The organism is Allomuricauda sp. NFXS6 (genome assembly GCF_040148835.1).
Classification (GTDB): domain Bacteria; phylum Bacteroidota; class Bacteroidia; order Flavobacteriales; family Flavobacteriaceae; genus Flagellimonas.
Map to the genome: position 1 here is coordinate 79182 of NZ_JAGEMG010000008.1, position 20845 is coordinate 100026.

Consider the following 20845-nt stretch of genomic DNA (forward strand, 5'->3'; position numbering starts at 1 on the left):
CCGCCCAAAAGGACAGCTTTTCACTATGGTTGTTTTTTAAATACTATTGAATTATTCCGGTACATGCTATTCTAGCACCAGCGGCTCCCGAAGGTTGCGATGTAAAATCGTCCACCCCTTGGTGCACTATTACCGCTTTGCCCAAAATATTCTTGTTTTCATCATCACAGCCAATGCACCATTCGTCCGTAGTAAATTCCACGGTAGCGTTCCCATCGGCATCGGCCATAAAATTACCAATGTCACCTTTGTGGTAGCCATCCTCAGAGCCCCATTTTCCATGTTGCTCGTAGGTTGGGTTCCAATGTCCTCCGGTCGATTTTCCATCGGCCGAGGAACAATCGGCTTTTTCGTGCAGGTGGATAGCATGTTCACCTTCGTCGAGCCCTAAAAAGGTAGCTCTCATGATTACTTCTCCTTCATTTTGGGTAAAAACAACTTCACCGCTTACATTACTATCGCTTTTGGGTTCCATTGTAAACGTAATGACTTCAGGGTCAATTTGCTCTGCAACTTGTTCAACAGTCTCCTCAACTTCTTCCGTTGTCTCTTCTGCTTCTTTTTTTGCTTGTTTACAGCTAAACGCTGTTATAAATACTAGCGCCAAGGCTGTTATTTGTACTTTTTTCATTAAAAATGATTGTTTTTTAGATTAGTTAAAAAGGTAGGCATTATTTCTGCCGCTGTCAAGCTTTTTAGGTAATTCTATGGTTTCTTCTTTTTGAACAGCCCTCTCAAGTCTGGATTGTAAAAAACTGCGAACTGCAAGCGGTCGTAAACGGCATTGCTAAATTGGTTTCTCAAGTAACCCAATTGCACATTGCTGTTTTCAGTTATGTTTACACCGATTGCGCCATACAACCTGTTTTGGTCGAATAGATTATCCTGTAGGTTGATGAACAATTCATCATAAAAATTAAGGAAAAAGGTGTTGGTGAGGGGCAATGTCATCTGAATGCGATAACGAGCCCTATGTTGGGTATCCGTAACATCTCCAAAGTCAAAAAAACGCTGCTCCAAACGATAGCGATGTTCAAATAGGAATTCCCAAACCTTGTCCCTTAAAATAAATTGTTCAAAAATCCGATGCTCCCTGCTGTCCACTTGATCCATGATATCCTCAAAAGAGGTGTCCGTTTGGATATAGGCATAGCCTGCTGTGGCAATTGCATTGGGGTTAATGTGATAATTGAGACCTGTTCGCAACAACATTTGGTTAAAGTTACTCGTTGGCTCATAGTAACGGAATTGGGCCTCGGTATGTAAACTAAAGCGTTCTGAAATCTTGTTCATTCCAAAATACATGTACCAAGCGCCCAACTCATCCTCGCCAGGTTGTTGTGCATTTATGGTCGATAATCCAAATAAGATAAATAGGGGTGCTAATTTTTTGATCATTTACTATCTTCTTTTAAAGGGGTGCTTTCTTCTTTTTTAAGATACTCGTCTAAAAACTCTAAAATTTTACTGTAAGCGGTTATTTGATTTTCTTTTTTTACAAACCCATGGCCTTCATCTTCAAAAAGCACATATTCTACGGGAACACCATTTTTTCGCACGCCTGCTACGATTTCATCCGATTCAGCCTGCAATACCCTAGGGTCTTGCGAACCCTGAAGTACAATCAACGGCTTGGTGACCTTATCGGTATGGAATAGCGGTGATATTTGCTTTAAACGAACCGAATCTGCACTGTACGGGTCCCCTAGTTCCTTGTAGAGGGCATCTTTAAAGGATTCCCACCATGGAGGGATACTTTTTAGCGTTCTCATCCAATTGGTCACTCCGAACAAGTTTACGCCCACATCAAACTCATCGGGAGTGTAGGTGAGGGCGGCCATGGTCATGTAACCACCGTAAGAACCACCGATGATCCCTATTTTTTCACCATCGATTTCGGCTTGTTGGGCCAACCAGTTTTTACCTTCCACGCAATCCTTTAGATCTTTGTCACCATGGTTCAAATCGTCCATTTGGTAAAAGGTTTTTCCATAACCACTGCTTCCTCGGTTGTTTACCGCTAAGATTGCATAGCCATGGTTTACCAGATATTGGATGAACGAGCTAAAGTTTTGACGAGACTGTCCCCCAGGCCCTCCGTGGACCCAAACCAATGCTGGTACCGGATTTTCTGCACTTGCTTGGTGGGGCGTGTAATAAATGGCCGGGATTTCCAGCCCATCAAAAGATTTGTACCGTACCACTTCTGCTTTTACCAGGTCCTGTGCCTGAACTTCGGGGTTTAGCACATCGGTAAGCTTTTTTTGCTCCTTGGTCTCAAGATTGTAAACGTAAAGGTTGGATGGGGTGTGCGACCCTCCTGCATAAAAACGCATCATCGTTTCGTCATCGGAAAAACTAACACTTGTAAGCTCCATGTTTTCAACAGTGGGCAAGTCTATATTCTCGCCTGTGGCTACCTCCTTCACTTCGATGGTGTTTTTAGCATCTTCGTTAATATAAGTGACTTGGTAGGTTCCATTTTGGGTAAAATAGCTTCCAGAAATATCCCAATCTCGCTGCATAGCTTTTTCATACGAGGCATCGGCCAAGTTGTACTTCATCAAATATGAAAATTCGCTGCCATCATCGGTGGTGTAATAAAGTGCCGAACCATCAGGAGCAAAATCTTGTGGATAGTTGCCACTTTGGGTTTTGTTGATTTGCATCAACTCATTCGATTCCAGGTTGTACAAGTATAAATCACTATCATTGGTGTTGATGGATTTGCTCAATGCAACATATTTTTCATCGGGAGAGACAACCCCAACATCATATCCATCATTATTTTGATAGATCAATTTAGAAGTCAAACTTTCCAAATCCATTTTATACAAATCCACAAACCGATTGTCTCTTTTATTGGAACCGTAGAAAAATGCGGTTTTGTCTTCGGACCATTGGTAAAATAGGGAACGAGCACCTTCTTCTGGGGTTAGATCTTTGTGACTACCGTCCGTATCCCGTACAAAAATGTGATAGATTTCGTCCCCATTGTTATCCATTCGGAACAACATTCTTGCATCTTTGGGAAAATAGGAAATGGCAAAAACGGACGAACTGTCCGATTGGGTTACAGGCATCATATCACCGCCCGATGTAGGAACGGTGTACATATTGTAAATACCCGAACGGTTGCTCGACACCAATAATTTGGACTTGTCCGGGGAAAAACTTCCTCCAGCAACGGACTCGTTGTCCATCATTTGGCCAATGGTATAGGTTTTCATCGTATCGGCGATGGACGGTTCTTTTTTTTGTTCTTTGCAGGCCCAGATGCTTAGAATCAAGGCGATTGCCAGTATTTTTTTCATTTTTTGTTATTTAGGTTAAAGCTCTCGGTCTCCTTAAAATGAGAGAGGTCCAATGATTCAATGGAAGTTTGGTACGATTTCCATGCATCCTTAAAGAAAGTATTGGTTTTGTCCAATGCCCCCTTTAGCTCTTCTTCGGCGAACTGAATCATTCTTCTTTCGGTTGCCGTAATCCCTGATTTTCTTGTCCTTACATAATAGGATGCATCACCCAATCTAGACATTACATTGGGTTCGGGATTTCTAACAATACCCTGGCGTTTGTCGTCCTTGCCCAAATATAGGGCTACAACAGAATCAATCTGTTTTACGATTTCTTCTGAAGCCTTTATTTGTTCCTCGAACTTATCCTTGTCCAATTCTTTGAGCTCTTTTTTGAACTTGTTTGCCAAATCCTTGCTTTCCACTAATTGTTTTACGGCATCGGCTGCGGTTTGGGTATATCCTTCCAGTTTTTTACTGGTTTCGTACACCTCATTGATCGAGGCTAGGTTTACATCCAACCTAGGGTCGGTTTTTACGGTTATGGAGGTTGAATCGGTTGCTTCCCCATACACTATCTTTACTTTGTAAGTACCTGGTTTTACATCAACTCCACCACGTTCTCTGGTTCTTTTACTAATGTTTCTTGATGGTCTGTCCGGCCCTTTTTCATCCAAGTTCCAATAAATTCTGTGGAAACCTGCTTTTTCAGGGGTTTTGTATTTCAAAGTTCTGATGAGTCTGTCACCATCATAAAATTCAAAGAAGATGGAATCTTTGGTTTTTTCCACGGACTTTTCTTCGTCAGCTTCTTTTTCCTCGTTATTTTCATCTTTCTTCTCTTCTTTGGGCATTTTGTTTCCTTCTTTGAGGTAGTAGGTGATCATAGCTCCGGATTCACGGTTGTCACCGTTATAAACTGCATCACCCCCAAACCTTCCTCCCGAGGGTTGCTGATAGGCCGCTAAATAGGCATTTGGACTATTGAACAAACTAATTTCTTTTTGTAAAATAGATGTGTTGCCCGCCAATTTTCTCAATGGTCGGATATCATCCAGTACCCAAGCGGCCCTTCCAAAGGTACCTATTACTAAATCATGCTCTCTTGGGTGAATCGCCAAATCCTTGGTGGAAACTGTTGGGAATCCTTTGTTCCATTTCTTCCAGTTGCTGCCCGCGTCCAAAGAAACATAAAGGCCATCATCAGTACCCAAGAACATAAGGTTTGGGTTTTCTGGATCTTCAATTATGGACAGTGTATAGCTTTCCACATCGTTTTCATCTACAATACGAGTCCAAGTTTTGCCATAATCCTTAGTTCGGTAGGCATATGGGGTATAGTTGAACCTTCTGTAATCATTGGCGACCAAAAGTGCTTCACCCTTGTTTCTGTTTGAGGCTTTAATTTGTGGAATCCAGCTTCCCGTGGGCAAACCTTTGATGTTTTTGGTCACATCTACCCAAGTTTCACCGCCATTTAGAGTGTAATGCACACGCCCGTCGTCTGTTCCGACCCAAAGCATATCTTGCTCCACAGGTGAGGGTTCAATTACAATAATGGTACAATGATTTTCCGCTCCTGTGGCATCCATGGTCAATCCACCACTTTCGCTTTGTTTTTGTTTTTCCTTGTCATTTGTGGTTAAGTCGGGGGAAATTACTTCCCAAGTCAATCCTTTATCCGTGGATTTGTGTACAAACTGACTTCCAAAATACACGGTGCTATTATCAAAAGGATCTTGGCCAATGGCGGCATTCCAGTTAAACCGGAGCATGGTATCCGCATCGGGTGGGGTAGGGCGTACAATGTAGTTGTCCCCGGTTTTCCAGTCGTAACGGCTTACATATCCTTGTTGGCTCATGGCATAACCAAACTGACTGTCGTCTTTGTCCGGCACCACGTCGAATCCATCGCCAAAGGCGATTTCTTGCCAATAACTGTTTCGGATACCTTGGGTTTTCCAAACGTAGGCAGGTCCTCTCCACGAACCGTTGTCCTGCATTCCGCCGTACACATTATAAGGATATTCATTATCCGTACTGATGTGGTAGAATTGCGCTACGGGTAAATTGCCTATAAAGCGCCATGTTTTACCTCCGTTTTTGGTGATATTAAGTCCACCATCGTTGCCATCCAGCATAAACTGCCCGTTTTCTGGGTGAATCCACCAGGCATGATGATCCGGGTGAATCCCATTGTCCACGCCGTAGGCAGGCATCAACTGGGTGAAATTTTTACCTCCATCCTCAGAAACGTTGACGTATGTGAATACAGAGTAAACCCGGTTTTCATTTTGTGGATCAACATATATTTCCGAATAATAAAACGGGCGATTGCCGATATCACTTTTGTCATTGATTTTCTTCCATTTGAAACCGCCATCGGTAGATTTGTACAGGGCATTTTTCTTGGCTTCCACCAAGGCATAAATAATATTGGGCTTGTTTCTGGCTATAGCTATACCGATTCTACCCAAATCTCCTTTGGGCAGCCCATCATCGGCAGTTATTTTTTTCCAAGTTTTACCACCATCATACGTAATGTGCAATCCACTGCCTTCACCACCCGAGTTAAAGAACCAAGGTTCTCTTTTGTGCTCCCACATGGCGGCAATCAGTTTGTTTGGGTTTTTTGGGTCCATGACCAAATCCGCAACACCTGTTTTGTTGTTTACGAATAAAACTTTCTCCCAGGTTTCCCCTCCATCTGTGGTTTTAAAGACCCCACGTTCCGGATGCTCGCCCCAGGGTGAGCCAATGGCCCCAACATACACCACATCGGGGTCGGTAGGGTCAATAATCACCCTATGAATATGTCGTGTTTTCTCCAATCCCATGGATTTCCAAGATTTGCCTCCATCCAAGGATTTGTATATCCCATATCCGCCGTTTAAGCTATTTCTTGGGTTTCCTTCTCCTGTTCCCACCCAAATTACGGATGGATTGGATTGTTGAATGGCTACTGCACCTATTGAAGCTGTCACTTCGTTATCAAATATGGGCTCCCATTTAATACCTCCTGAGGTAGATTTCCATAAACCACCTGAAGCAGTTCCCACGAACATAATATCCGGATTGGAATGGACCACATCAATGGAAGTGACACGTCCGCTCATTCCGGCCGGTCCAATATTTCTTGGTTTCATATCCTGAACCAAATCCATATTGAATTCTTGTGCCGTAATGCTTGCTGTAATGAGAAATACAACAAAGAGTAATGATTTTTTCATGAGTTGGTTTTTTGTTAGTTTAGTCAGTCTTTCGAATTAAGGCCATAGATCTTGAAACGTATGGCCTGTTTTTGGCCGCCTAAAGATACCAAAATCCATAGCTTCCATTCTTAAAGGGATGTTAATGGGAAAATCTCTTTTGAAACTAATTATGGGAATTAAGGGACGGAAGGCTTTTCCTGTTGTCCCCTTGTTTAAGGTGTTTTTATTTCAATTGAATCCACCACTTTGTTATTGTGCATCAAACAATGCACTTCAAAAGTCATTGAAACTGATAGCTTTCACCAAGTTGTTTTATAGTTTATTCTATGACCGCATTCTTCAAAAGGCTTTGTAGTTGTTTTTCTGTAAAGACCTGAGACCCCTTGACAACCGTATAAATTTTTCGGGTATTCCCGATGTTTTCCAAAGGGTTAGCCTTCAAAATGACCAAATCAGAAACTTTTCCTTTGGAAACGGCCCCGTAATCATTGGTTTGGTTTAAAAACTTAGCTCCGTTCACCGTTGAGGTGCGAAGGGCATCCAGTGGAGATATTCCATTTTCCACCATAGCAGCTAATTCCTTGTGCAGGGATATTCCTGGGTAAGTGTAAGAGTTGAAGGCTCCGCTGTCCGATCCTGCTAAGAGAAGAACGCCTGCATCATTAAGAGATTTGACCAATTTTCCGAAAAAAGCATTCATTTGCTTTCGGTTTTCCCTTGCCTTCTCCGATGAGTTTAAAGCCGACCGAATTCTACCTTGATAGGTTTGGACGATTCCTTCGCCCATATATTTTAGATAGGTGTCGCTGGTGTGGTCCACTTCATCTAAATAACTTAAAGTGTTTCCAATATGAAGTGTGGGGACTACAAAAACATCGTTCTCTTTTAACTTGTTAAAGGTATTTTGGGCCGTGCTGTCCGTGTAGGCATCTAGAAGTGCGGGCATAGCATCCCAAAAACCCATTTCACCATTGTTTATGTTCTCGGTCACTTCAACTTCATTACTGGCACTGCCCTTCATAATGTAATAGAGATGTTCAATACCATCCATTCCAGCATTAATGGTCTCATCCAAAGTGACGGTAAAGGGCATGTGCCCCGATACAGTGAACCCTCTCTTTTTGGCTTCTTTGATGGTTTTGATGTAATTGTCAGGCGAAATTCTACTATCATAAATCTTAACAAAATCCACTTGCAAGGCTTCCAGGGAATCCAAGGCTTTTGCAATATCTTCTTCCGTTTCAACCTCCAAGGAGCCCGCCCAAGTGGCTTTTGGACCATCTATTTTGGGACCAGCGGTAAAAATTGTAGGGCCAACGAGGTCTTCCGATTCAATTTGACTTTTCCATTTCATCACAGATTGGGTGAGGTCGCCACCTGCATCGCGCACTGTGGTAATGCCATTGGCAATAAATAGTTTCAAAAAGTTGTTGTTGTTGGCAACCAAGCTATCACCACCCCGCAAATGGATATGGTTGTCCCAAAATCCGGGCAACACATATTTCCCTGAGGCATCAATGGAGGAATTGGCCTTAAACTGGCCTAAACCTGCTGCTTCGACTGCTTCAATTCTTCCATTGGAAATAAAAATGTCTTGGTTTTCAACTTTTCCGGTCTCCAGATGGATAACTTGTGCATTGGTAATTGCCAAATCAAAGTTGTTGGTAATTTCCTTTTTGCAACTGAAAATAATCAGCAGTAGTGATAAAAAGAGTAATCGAGTCATTTAAGGTTGATTTCTGAATCCTTAAAGATACCTGAATTTTTATTTTACCAGCTTTTGGGTTATTCCACTTTTTTTAGTGATTTTTATCCAAATCCAAGTTTTGAAGGAAACCAAACCAAGTTGGCTCTATCTATTATTATTGATTCTTTCGGGAGAAGCCATTTTTATTCTGCCTTTTGTTTTACCACGTGTTTTTAGGCCCACTGTTTTGGATGTTCTGGAGTTGGACAATGTTCAACTAGGCCTATGTTTTTCAGTATATGGACTGGTTGCAATGGTTTCCTATGTTTTCGGCGGACCTTTGGCCGATAAATATCAGCCTCGGAAATTAATTGCCATTGCCTTGTGGATGACCGCTTTGGGTGGGTTTTTGTTTGCACAATACCCCCGTTTTGAGGTACTTCAAGTATTGTATGGATGGTGGGGCTTTACCACTATTTTTCTTTTTTGGGCACCTATGATCAAGGCCACACGAATTTGGGGGGGTACCGATTCTCAAGGAAAGGCTTTTGGATTTTTGGATGGTGGTCGTGGTTTAACAGGGGCATTGTTCAGTTTGTTGGGCGTAGCGGTATTTTCATTTTTCTTATTGGAGTCTCCCGAGTTGGCCAATCTTCAAGACCGAAAATCGGCATTTACCTATGTTCTTTATTTTGCTTCAGTGATTATTATCTTGATTGGGATTTTGGTTTGGTTTTTCATGAAGACCGAGGAAGACGATGCAAAAGTGATTCTTGAACGTATTTCTTGGCAGGATATTAAAAAGGTACTAAAATTACCTTCGGTTTGGCTATTGATGGTCATCATACTTTGCGGATACGTGGGCTACAAGATTACGGATATCATCTCGCAATATGCCGAAGAAGTCATGCTGTACAATCAAGTGGAATCGGCAACGGTTGGAACGCTCTTGCAATTTCTCCGTCCAGCAACAGGTATTCTTTTTGGTTTGATAGCCGATAAGCTCAAAATTACATGGCTTTTGGTGGTAAGCTTTGTTTTGACATTGATTGGCGGATTGTTGTTCGCTAGTGGGGTAATAGCACCAACGACCACACTCTTGTTCTTTATGTCGGTGGTGGTAATTGCAGCAGGGGTGTATGCTACAAGGGCACTATATTTTGGCGTAATGCAAGTTGGTAGAATTCCATTGGCTTTAACGGGAACAGCAGTTGGGCTCATTTCATTGATTGGTTATACCCCCGATGTTTTTGCAGGTCCGGCATACGGAATGCTTTTGGATGCGCACCCCGGTGAAGAGATTGGACATCAAAATGTGTTCTGGATGTTGAGTGCGTTTGCACTTCTGGGCTGTATCGCGGCATTGGTCTACCACAAAAAATATGGCAAGGAGCCTATTTGAGGCTTTTCTCCGCTCCACCCGTGTAGGTACCTTTGTTGAAAACCCGTTAAGTTCCTATGAATTTGTTTATTTTTACAATTTGAGACAATAGAAACCTATTTTCAGCAAAATAGTAATTATATTGCCACCTAATTGGTTATTTGCCAATAAATAAAACTAAACGATAAGACTTTACAACTATTATTAATGCACATGAAGAATTACATTTTAGGGGCGTTATGCCTACTTTTTGTTCTTGTTGGGTGTGAGAAAAAACGCAAAGGTTCCCCGAAACTCTTGGTTTTTTCAAAAACAATGGGTTTTAAACATGCATCCATCCCATCAGGAATCGCGGCACTTGAAAAATTGGGCCAAGAAAATGATTTTGTTATCGACACCACTACCAATGGTGAACTATTTACCGACGAAAATTTAGCGCAGTATTCGGCAGTTGTCTTTTTAAGCACTACGGGAAACGTACTCAACGCTCGCGAAGAAGCAGCTTTTGAACGCTATATCCAAGCCGGTGGAGGCTATGTGGGTATTCACGCAGCAGCCGATACCGAATACGATTGGGGGTGGTACAACAAACTGGTCGGAGCTCAATTCTTGAGTCACCCTGCAGGTACGCCAGAAGCGGATTTTATTATAAAAGATAAAAATCATCCAGCTACCGAGTTTTTCACTGATTCCATTTGGCACCGTACCGATGAATTGTACAATTACAAGAATATTTATGATGGTATCAATGTCTTGATGACCGTGGACGAGTCGACCTACGAAGGTGGAGAAAATGGAGACTATCACCCAATGGCCTGGTACCATGAGTTCGATGGTGGTCGTGCGTTTTACACCGCAGCAGGGCATACGGATGAAAGCTTTTCAGAAGAGCTGTTCCTAAAACATGTACTTGGTGGCATCAATTATGCCATTGGTAAAAATTTGGAATTGGATTATGCCAAGTCAACATCGCAAATACCACCTGAAGCGGATCGCTTTAGTAAAGTAGCTTTGTCCACTGGACAATTTTTTGAACCTACGGAAATGACTGTGCTTCCTAACAATGATGTATTAGTGGCTCAACGTAGGGGAGAAATACTGTTGTATTCCGACGAGACCCAAGAGTTGAGCCAAGTTGCCTTTTTGGATGTCTACCATAAAACATTGGAAACACCCGGCGTGAATGCAGAGGAAGGTATAATGGGACTTCAAAAGGATCCCAATTTTGCTGAAAACAACTGGATATATGTTTATTACGCTCCAACGGGCGATGATTGGGTGAACAGACTTTCAAGATTCAAGTATATCGACGGTAATTTCGATATGGATTCAGAGCAAGTCATTCTTGAAGTGGATAGCCAACGAGAGATTTGTTGCCACACCGGAGGCTCTATCGCTTTCGGACCGGATGGAAATCTATATTTATCAACTGGTGATAACTCAACACCTTTCGATGATAGTGAAGCTAAATATGTAAACAGTGGATATGCACCTCTGAACGATATTCCGGGCAAAGAGCAATTTGATGCTAGACGTTCCTCTGCAAACACCAATGATCTTAGAGGTAAAATTCTTCGAATCAAGGTGAACGAAGATGGAAGTTATGATATACCCGAAGGGAACCTTTTCCCGGTAGGTACCGAAAAAACACGACCAGAGATTTATACGATGGGACATCGTAACCCATATCGTATCTCAGTAGATTTAAAACGTGGATACTTGTATTGGGGCGATGTTGGGCCAGATGCCCGAGTGGATAGTTTGGAAACCCGAGGCCCACGAGGTTATGATGAAATGAATCAGGCCCGTGAACCAGGAAATTACGGTTGGCCTATGTTTATCGGTGATAACTTTGCGTATAGCAAATATGATTATGAAACCGGGGAATCCGGAAGGTTTTTCGATCCAGAGAAACCAATCAACGATTCCAAGAACAATACAGGTTTAAAAGAATTGCCACCTGCCCAACCAGCTTACGCATACTATCATTATGGTGAAAGCCAAGATTTCCCTCAAACTGGTTCTGGCGGAAGAAACGCAATGGCAGGACCTACGTATTGGTCGGATTTGTATCCAAACGGAGGAGGTTTACCGTCTTATTACGATGGAAAAGTAATCATCTACGATTGGATGAGAGGCTGGATGATGGCATTGCACCTTTTTGAAGATGGTTCAGTCAATAAAATGGAACCTTTTGCTCCAGACATCGAATTAAGCAATTTAATTGATATGGAAATGAGTCCTGATGGACGCGTTTACCTATTGGAATACGGAAGTGGTTGGTTCTCTGCAAACCCGGACAGTGGTTTGGGCTATATTGAATATAATGGAGGCAACCGAGCTCCGGTAATAGACAGCTTTATTGTGGACAACGATGCTGGATCGCTACCACTTTCTGTAACGGCTACGGTAGAAGCACATGATCGCGAGGGTGATAGTATGAGCTATATTTGGGATTTGGGCGATGGCACTACTCAGGAGACCACGGAACCTACTTTAACCTACACTTACAAAGATGCGGGTTCTTACAAACTAAATGTAACAGTTAAAGATCCCGCAGGAGAAGAAGTTTCGAGCATTGATCAAACCATAGTTGCGGGTAATGAACGACCTGTAGTGGACATTGAATTGGATCAGGCAAATTCATCATTTTACATACCTGGACAACCCATTAATTATACGGTTTCTGTTTCGGATGCTGATAGCGAAGTTGATGAAGACAATGTTTATGTCTCGGTAGAATATCGTTCTGGCATGGATGAGGTCAATATGAATTTAGGCCATCAGCAGGTATCTGGAGCGGTTATGGGCAAAGCACTGACCCAGAGTTTGGATTGTAAATCTTGCCACAAGGAAAAAGAAGCGTCAATAGGACCAAACTACCTTGAGGTTTCCGAGAAGTACAAGGATGATCGCAGAGCTACCAATTATTTAATGGCCAAAATCATTGGAGGAGGTTCTGGTGTATGGGGCGAGGTGGTAATGCCAGCACACCCAAATGTCTCTCAAATGGAGGCTAGACAAATTACCCAGTATATACAGTCCTTAACAGGCGGAGACAATAAGAAACCATCACTTCCTTTGACCGGTACTGTAAGACCAGAAGCCAAAGAGAATGGAGAAGTATTCTTGTTGACGGCCAGTTATACCGACCAGGGGACAGCGGATGCCTTGCCATTGACGGGGTCTGAAACCGTTGTTTTGGCGAGTAACAGTATGGTTTTCCCTGAGGGTACACCTTCTAAAGGTACACAAGCCATGACCTTTGGTGGAATGCAGTTACAACTATTAAACGCTGCCGATGGGTGGGTGAAGATTGAAAATACCGACCTGACGGGCGTAAGTAGATTAATGGCGATAGTAGCTTGGCAAGAACCACCGAGTATTCCGTATACTATGGAGTTGCGCTCAGGTGCTCCCGATGGTGAAGTTTTGGGTAGGGGACAACTGAATCCAAAAGGTCTAGGTGGTCAAGGAAGCGCTGTTGTAATACCTATTGAAAAAACCGATGGTGTGCAACCCGAGCTTTACCTGACATATAAAGCAGAAGGCGAAGAAATAGGCACGTTTGCTTTGACCCAAGTTCAGTTTAATTAATGAACACCGCTATATAGCAACTATAAAAGAGGTTGTCTAAAAAGTATTGAAACACGTCATTCTGAATTTATTTCAGAATCTCATCATTCTGATAAACAAATCACTATGAGAGCCTGAATCAAGTTCAGGTTGACGAAAATCGACATTTTAGACCGCCTCTTTGTTTTCATAAACGTTTTTCGAACTACATCTTTTTGGTGTCGATGTAGAAGTTTTTGTCAAAAACCACTTCGCTTCCTTTCAGTTTTTCTGTTTTCCATTCGGCACTCGGAAACAGCCATTTTTCTGTACCTCCTATGGATATTTTGATGGGCATATCAAAACCGTCCACAATATCAATGTATCTATGGGTTATTGAACCATTTTCAATTTTATATTCCAAGGTGGGAATCATCGTGGTGCGTAAGTATTGATCAAAAAAAGCGGATAAATCCTTGCCTGATTTTTCACTTAAGTAGTTTTCAATTTGGTTAGTAGTTACCGTTTGATGGTAAAAATCTTTATTGAGTCCTCTTAACATTTGACGCCATTGTTCATCATCATCAACTAATTGGCGGAGTGTGTGCAATATATTAGCGCCTTTGTAGTACATATCTCCAGAGCCCTCTTGGTTTACTCCATAAGGGCCAATGATAGGGCGGTCGTTTTGGATGTTGGCCCGTGTGCCAATGACATATTCCGCTGCGGCTTTTGTTCCAAAGTGATAATCCAAATACAGATTTTCGGAGTAGGCCGTAAACCCTTCGTGCACCCACATATCGGCAATATCTTTATAGGTAATGTTGTTGGCAAACCATTCGTGACCGGCCTCGTGGATAATTATAAAATCAAACTGTAAACCCCAACCGGTCCCTGATAAATCACGGCCCAAATACCCATTTTCATAGTTGTTGCCATAGGTAACCGAACTTTGATGTTCCATACCCAAATAAGGCACTTCCACCAATTTAAAACCATCTTCGTAAAACGGATAGGGGCCAAACCAATGCTCAAAAGCTTGCAACATCATTGGGGTTTGAACGAATTGTTTTTTGGCTTTTTCCAAGTTATTGGGCAACACATAGTAATCAAGTTGCAACGGGCCCTTTTCGCCCTCATACATTTCTCCAAAATGCGTGTAATCGGCAATGTTTACATTGACCCCGTAGTTATTGATGGGGTTCTTCACCACCCAATTATAGGTTTTAAAATCACCCTTGTCGGCAACACTTTCCAATTGTCCGTTGGAGACATCCATTAAATCATTGGGGACGGTAACGCTAATGCGCATACTGTCCACCTCGTCGTACATATGATCTTTGTTGGGCCACCAAACACTAGCACCAAGCCCTTGGCAGGAGGTGGCTACAAATGGATTGCCATTGGCATCCTCTTTCCAAGAAAAACCGCCATCCCATGGTGCTCTGACCGCTTCTCTTGGGTATCCTGAGTATTCAATTTTCAGTTCGTTGAAAGTTCCAGGTACTTGTCTTTTCTTTAGTTTGATGAAATGTGCATTGCCCTCCGAGGTAAAATTTAATTTTTTCCCATCTTGTGTGATGGTTTCAATCTTCATGGGCTCTTGAAGGTCAATTTGAAGTGTTTTATCTTCTTTCAACACCTTATATCTGACTACATTGTATCCTGCGATATACTTTTTTGATGGTTCCACTTTTACGTTGAGGTCGTAATGGTTCAAATCCCACCATTGCCTTTCCGGGGTAATGCTGCCCCTAAGGGTGTCTTGTCTTGTAAAATTTTGAGCAGATGCAATACTCAACCCAAAAAGAAAAGCAACAAAGAAAGTCTGCTTCATAATTAATACTTGGTAAGTAGTTCAAAATCAGTTAAAAATGTTGTGTCCAAGTAACAACCTGTCATTCCGCACCTGATGCGGAATCCATTCTTATACTATGAAATACTCTGGATTCCTGCTTCCCTTCGACTACGCTCAGGGGTCAGCAGGAATGACATTCAAATCCTATCTAAAAACCTTGTTCGGGAAAACCACCGGGCTTTCGTGCCCATCTTTTCCAACAGCTGCCACTCCAAAAAAGAAATTGTCGATAACAATACCTTCTAAGGTATGTTCGCTAACATCCCCTACGTATTTGTAATTGTCCCACGTAGGGGAGGTGGTATCCCTCCAATAAATTTTGTAGCCAATGGCCCCATCCACCTTGCTCCAACGCAGTTTGGCACTAGGTTCCACAATACCGCCAATTTCAACGGTTTCGGGAGCTGGTGGGCCCCAGGCAATGGATGCTAGGTTGATGGCGTTGACAGCAGTAAGTTTTTTGGCATAGTCAAAATTCACGTGTTCCAAAACATCGCCATAGGCAATACCATCCTCTGTTCGAATGTCTTGGTGTTGTTGGGTGTAGTTCTCGTGTGCCTCCATAATTCGGATACCCGCATACCCGGCATCGTTAAAAGGCCTATGGTGTCCGCCACGGCCAAACCTGTCTAACCGATAGATCATCATAGGATTCATTTCGGGCATATAGGTTTTGGTGGTTTTGTACACGTATCGGGCCAATTGACGGGAAATTCCATCCACTTCGCCACCATAAAAACGTCTTGCTCTGCGTTCTTGTTCTGTTTCGGTAGGTGGAACGGGTTCCGAGAATATGCGAAAATCCCTATTGCTTACCACACCGTCAACCCCGGTGATGTTTCCGATCATATCATTGTTGAGGATACCCACAATATCCCAACCTTTTTCCTTGGCGTAGGCAGCTAAACCCTTGCCTCCATAAAGTCCTTGTTCTTCTCCTGAAAGACCCACATAGATAATGCTGCTTTCGAACTTGTATTTGGACAACACTCTGGATGCTTCAATAGTGCCTGCCATACCACTGGCATTGTCGTTTGCTCCCGGAGAATCGGAAGTGTAATTGGTTGGATCGCTCACGCGTGAATCAATATCACCGCTCATAATAATAAAGCGGTTTGGAAACTTGGTTCCTCTTTGTATGGCCACCACATTTACGATTTCCACATCCTTTACAATTCTGGCATTATCGCCCTCCTCAATTAGATTCTTTTGATAGAAGACCTCGAGACAATCGTTGCAATCCGAAGAGATTTGTTCAAATTCCGACTTGATCCATCTTCTGGCCGCTCCAATTCCCCGGGTTTGGGAAACGGTATCGCTTAAAGTGTGCCTTGTCCCAAAGTTGACCAAGGTGGTTACATCATCTTCAATACGATCGGCAGATACGGAATTGATGATGTCGTACAACCTAGTATCGGTTTGTGAATACCCTAAAGTGGTGAAAATCAGTAATAGTGCAAGTAATATATTTCTCATGTTAAAAAGCGTTGGTTTTTTTCTGAAAGTAAACAGCGTGAAAATAGCAAAAAGGCCCCAAAAGCATATAAATTATTCCAGGAAGCCCGTAATTTAATCCCAATTGAAGCCTGGCAATAATAATGGAAACAAGGGCAACAATCACAAAAAGCCCAAAATGTCTGGCATAAAACATATGTTGCATATTGCTATTGTTGGCTTTCTTGTATACCCTCCAGTACATCAAGGCGTAACAAGTGAAAATCAATAGAAAGCCAAGGCTGTAGAGTTGGAAAAGCGATGAAAATTCATCCGCATTAATTTGAAGGGTGCCAGTCCAAGAATTGATCAAGGATTTTATGGGGAAAATATAATAGAGTATCAAAAAAAGCAATATGGCATTAAGAGCAATGATCATATTGTCCATATAGTTGGTTCTTCGGAAGAAATTGTAATGCACCGACCATAATCCCACCAAGGCAAAAAAACTGACACCAAAACTTAAAAACATCATCCAATCCACTTGAAGAATGGAATTCTCCGCCTGTGTGCCCACGGAAACGACCAATAGGGTAGCGGCAAAAGCGAAGACCCCATCGCTAAAGGCTTCGATTCTGCTAATGTTGTGGGGTAGTTTCATATCGGTTATTTAATGAACGTAACTTTGGCAATTTCGCCATTTTCCACTTCATAAATGGCGATGGCCTTAAATTCCTTTCCATTGGCCACTACTTGTTCTTCATCGATAACCTTGTTTCCAATGACGATTCTGTTGTTTATCTCTGCGTGAAGGTCCTCGGTATTTTCAAAAAACAAACGGTATTGTTGCTCAACTTTGGATTTGCCAATTACACTGGCTGTTTTTGGAAATTCAAAAACAGCGATGTTTTGAGCATAGGTGTCCATAAAGGCAGCGATATCCCTTTCGTTGTAAGCTTCCAATTGTTCTTGAACAATACTTTCGGCATCGGTCAGTGGTCCATCTGGAAAAACAAAGGTCATGGACGTAATCAATCCATTTTCCACTTGATAGATGGCAACTTGGTGTCCGTCCCTGCCATCTACTTTGGTGATTTCTTCATCTATGATGGTGTTTCCGAGTATGATACGGTTTACAACCTCCACACTGGAGGATTTCACATTTTCGAAGAAGCGCTCGTAGTTGTCTTTCATTTTGCTGTTTCCCTGATACATTTTTTCGTTTGGAAAACGGCTGACCACAACATCATCTGCAAAGCAGGACACAAATCCATCCAAGTCTCTGCCGTTAAAAGCCTTTACCTGTTTTTGAATGATTTTCGCAGGCGATTCCTCGGCAACAAAGGCCAATCGTTTACGGTTTGGACTAATGGCAATGCGGCTAATGTTGTTGATCTCTTCTTGTGGAAAGTCAATGATGGTTTCCCAATCGGTATCTGAGCCTATGCGCTTTATCAGAAGTTTTTTCCCCGCGCCGGTGATGATGGTGTTTTGGTCCAACCAACAAATATCCTCCTCGTTAAAATAGGTTTCATGGATTCTATTGATTTCATCGGTCAGTGGATTTAAGGACATTATAAACATTTCGCCATTTGACTTACCGATAAAACTGACCAAATCCGTATTGGGTATTTTGTGCAAAGACCTACCTACATTTTGGCGCACTGTTTTCTGGGTTTCTTCTTTCAGATTGATGACTTTGAGATCCATTCGATTTCCCGTTAAAACCGTGGCGACCAAGATATGGTTGTTGAACCAAACATGGTAACCAATTTTTAATTCTGTAATTGGGTTGGATTCACTTGTTTTGATATTATATTCATACAGACGTTGCAGGCCATCAACATCTAATCGAATAGCTGAAAAGGCATTTTTTTCAGGGATACGAAGCGGTGAATATTCACTTCCCGTCTTGGTATAGGTCAACCATTTAGAAGTGCTGCCCTCATTTACATTAAATTGGAGGATATCGGTCTGATCTTCCCTGGTAGATGCGAACAAAACAGTGTTGTCGTCCCAAAAGGATGGTTGGTTGTCGTAACCTGGATTGTTGGAAATGTTTTTGGGGTTGCTCAAGACGGGTTTTCCATTATTCAGTTCCAAATCAAAAAGGTAAACCTCCGTTTCGGTTTGGCCCCATCCTTGGACGTATGCCAACAAAAAGCAAATAATGAAAAACCATCGTATCATGGTTTTGTAAAACGTTTTAAAAGTTGTCTTACCCTTGCGGTGTTTTCAACATGGTATTTGGCCTGTGTTTTTTTGAGCCCCACTTTGACCGTAATTGCCGAATCCGGAAGTTCTTGGAACATAAATTCATCCGTCCAGTCATCGCCAATGGCAAAAACAAAATCGTAATCATCCTCACTCAACATACGTGTGGCAGCACGTCCTTTGTTCACGTTGCTACTTTTTATTTCCATCACTTTGTTACCGTTCAAAACGCTAATATCGTCATTGCCGATTAAACTGCGCAATACGGTATTGAGCTCCGTTGCTCTTTTAGTTCCAAAATCGGGGTCGGTATTTCTGTAATGCCAAGCTAAGGAATAATTCTTTTCCTCTATAAAAGAACCGGGAGTTCTATCCACAAAAGATTCCAAGACAGGTCTTATTTTGTTCATCCAATCTCCTTTGACTTGTTCCAACATCTTAAACTCTTCCCCATTTCGTGAAATCCATACGCCGTGCTCCACGATCATATTATATTTTTTTGGCAAGAACCAACGGCCGAAGGTTTGTTTGTCCCTTCCGCTTATTAAAAACACCGTAGTGTCTTCTTGTTCGTGTAACTCATCCAAAAGCTCGTATAGTTCTTCATCGGGAGAGGCTTGTTGCGGGTCTTTATGGAATCCAGCCAGGGTTCCATCGTAATCCAAGAACAACAAGCGTTTTTTGGATTTGGAGTATGCTTCTTCAATGGACAACAATATTTCGGATGACATTTTTTCGGAAATAAAGGCTTTGCCCAAATCCCTGTTTTCTTTTAGGGCATTCATAAACTCATTCGCCCACACCTCCACATTATAACGCTCCAATCTTTTTTGCAAGAAGGTATTTCGAGATACCTGCTCTTCCAAAGGCATATTGAAGGCTTGTTTAAGCGTGTCGGCTTGTTGTTCAAAGTTATTGGGGTTGATTAAAAGAGCTTCGTTCATTTCGTAGGCGGAACCTGCCATTTCACTTAAAATAAGCACTCCGGATTTATCGGTTCGCGTGGCGATGTACTCCTTGGCCACCAAATTCATTCCGTCTCGCAATGGGGTAAGCCAAGCAATATCGCTCGACGTGTAAAGATCTATCAAACTTTCAAAGGGCAGGGAGCGGTAGAAATACCAAATTGGCGTCCAATTGACTGTGGACAGTTCCCCGTTGATTCTACCGACCAATTCATCAACCTCTCTTTTTAAAAGCTGATATTGCGGAACGTTAGACCGGGATGGCACGGCCAAAATGATCAGCCTTACTTTTTCTTTGTATTCTGGGTATTTGTTCAGAAAATATTCAAAGGCATTGATACGTTTGGCTATTCCTTTACTGTAATCCAATCGGTCTATGGAAAGGATAAGCTTGGTATCTGGCGCAGAAGCTTTGTGATTGTCCAGTCTGGCTTGGAGATCGCTGCGCTCTTCCTTGCTTTTGGATGCATGGGCGATGGCGGCATCCCTGAATTTTTTATAGTCTATTCCCATAGGGAAAGAATCCACATTGATCACCCTGTTATCCAAATAAATCTCGTTGAAACTTACTTCCAATCCAATAAGTCTTCGAACAGAGCTTAAAAAATGTCGCTCATAATCGTAGGTATGGAAACCAATAAGGTCCGAGCCCAACAATCCTTCCAAAATTTCTTCGCGCCACGGCAGGGTTCGGAATATCTCGAAAGAGGGGAAGGGAATATGCAAAAAGAACCCAATGGTGGTATCGGGACGTTTTTCACGCACCATTTGCGGTACCAGCATCAATTGGTAATCATGTACCCAAATGGTATCATTTTCGTCGGAATTCTCGATGATGGCATCGGCAAATTTCTGGTTTACCGCTTTGTAGGTGTCCCAATAGTTCAATTCAAATTCGGAATACTTCAAAAAATAATGGAACAGGGGCCAAATGGTCCTATTGCTGAAACCGTAGTAAAAACCATCAATTTCATCGGAATTGAGCTTTACCTTGGCGCAACCGTGCTCTTTCAATGCTATATCAATATCATCTTCAAGTTCTTCGGGGGTATCTTCGTCCGTTAAACCAGACCAACCTATCCAAAGACTTTCACCTCCACTATGCACGGATTTCATCCCTGTTGCCAAACCTCCAACACTTGGTATCGCATTGATACTTCCATTGCTAATTTGTAATTGAACGGGTAATCGATTTGAGATTATGATAGTTTTGCCCATAAAAGGATGATTTTTGACCTATTTT

Annotated in this window: 12 protein-coding genes; 2 read left to right on the forward strand and 10 right to left on the reverse strand. The window is 42.3% G+C overall.

Annotated elements, in window-relative coordinates:
* Nucleotides 1–43 precede the first annotated feature (43 nt).
* The 5 genes from J4E06_RS12740 to J4E06_RS12760 form a co-directional block, all read right to left on the reverse strand.
* Nucleotides 44–631, reverse strand: coding sequence for a superoxide dismutase family protein (locus J4E06_RS12740; RefSeq protein WP_349524318.1), 588 nt, complete (start codon nucleotides 629–631; stop codon nucleotides 44–46).
* 74 nt (nucleotides 632–705) lie between these two features.
* Nucleotides 706–1398, reverse strand: coding sequence for a DUF2490 domain-containing protein (locus J4E06_RS12745; RefSeq protein ID WP_349524319.1), 693 nt, complete (start codon nucleotides 1396–1398; stop codon nucleotides 706–708).
* Complete coding sequence (locus tag J4E06_RS12750) at nucleotides 1395–3314, reverse strand: S9 family peptidase (RefSeq protein WP_349524320.1); 1920 nt, start codon at nucleotides 3312–3314, stop codon at nucleotides 1395–1397. Before J4E06_RS12750 ends, J4E06_RS12745 begins: the two co-directional genes overlap by 4 nt.
* Nucleotides 3311–6526 carry a VPS10 domain-containing protein gene (locus tag J4E06_RS12755; protein WP_349524321.1) on the reverse strand — a complete coding sequence of 1072 codons (3216 nt, stop codon included), beginning with the start codon at nucleotides 6524–6526 and terminating at the stop codon, nucleotides 3311–3313. The genes J4E06_RS12750 and J4E06_RS12755 overlap by 4 nt, the downstream gene beginning before the upstream one ends.
* A 301-nt stretch (nucleotides 6527–6827) precedes the next feature.
* Nucleotides 6828–8234 (reverse strand): amidohydrolase family protein, encoded by a 1407-nt coding sequence (locus J4E06_RS12760; protein WP_349524323.1) that lies wholly within the window; start codon nucleotides 8232–8234, stop codon nucleotides 6828–6830.
* Between the two features lie 100 nt (nucleotides 8235–8334).
* Between J4E06_RS12760 and J4E06_RS12765 the strand changes: the two genes are divergently transcribed.
* Both J4E06_RS12765 and J4E06_RS12770 read left to right on the forward strand, forming a co-directional pair.
* Nucleotides 8335–9597, forward strand: coding sequence for an MFS transporter (locus J4E06_RS12765; protein WP_349524324.1), 1263 nt, complete (start codon nucleotides 8335–8337; stop codon nucleotides 9595–9597).
* 192 nt (nucleotides 9598–9789) lie between these two features.
* Nucleotides 9790–13173 (forward strand): ThuA domain-containing protein, encoded by a 3384-nt coding sequence (locus J4E06_RS12770; protein ID WP_349524325.1) that lies wholly within the window; start codon nucleotides 9790–9792, stop codon nucleotides 13171–13173.
* A gap of 184 nt (nucleotides 13174–13357) precedes the next feature.
* Here J4E06_RS12770 and J4E06_RS12775 read toward each other — a convergent pair whose 3' ends face one another.
* The 5 genes from J4E06_RS12775 to J4E06_RS12795 all read right to left on the reverse strand — a co-directional run bounded on the left by J4E06_RS12775 (nucleotide 13358) and on the right by J4E06_RS12795 (nucleotide 20820).
* Nucleotides 13358–14968: a M1 family metallopeptidase gene (locus J4E06_RS12775; protein WP_349524326.1), complete on the reverse strand. Its 1611-nt coding sequence runs from the start codon at nucleotides 14966–14968 to the stop codon at nucleotides 13358–13360.
* A 165-nt stretch (nucleotides 14969–15133) separates the two neighbouring features.
* The gene (locus J4E06_RS12780; RefSeq protein WP_349524327.1) at nucleotides 15134–16465 is read right to left on the reverse strand and encodes a M28 family metallopeptidase; all 1332 of its coding nucleotides are present in this window, start codon (nucleotides 16463–16465) and stop codon (nucleotides 15134–15136) included.
* Nucleotide 16466: 1 nt separating this feature from the next.
* Nucleotides 16467–17084: a TMEM175 family protein gene (locus J4E06_RS12785; RefSeq protein WP_349524328.1), complete on the reverse strand. Its 618-nt coding sequence runs from the start codon at nucleotides 17082–17084 to the stop codon at nucleotides 16467–16469.
* 5 nt (nucleotides 17085–17089) lie between these two features.
* Entirely contained in the window at nucleotides 17090–18613 is a 1524-nt protein-coding gene (locus J4E06_RS12790) for a nuclear transport factor 2 family protein (protein WP_349524329.1), read from the reverse strand.
* Nucleotides 18610–20820 (reverse strand): bifunctional alpha,alpha-trehalose-phosphate synthase (UDP-forming)/trehalose-phosphatase, encoded by a 2211-nt coding sequence (locus tag J4E06_RS12795; protein ID WP_349524330.1) that lies wholly within the window; start codon nucleotides 20818–20820, stop codon nucleotides 18610–18612. The genes J4E06_RS12790 and J4E06_RS12795 overlap by 4 nt, the downstream gene beginning before the upstream one ends.
* Nucleotides 20821–20845: the final 25 nt, after the last annotated feature.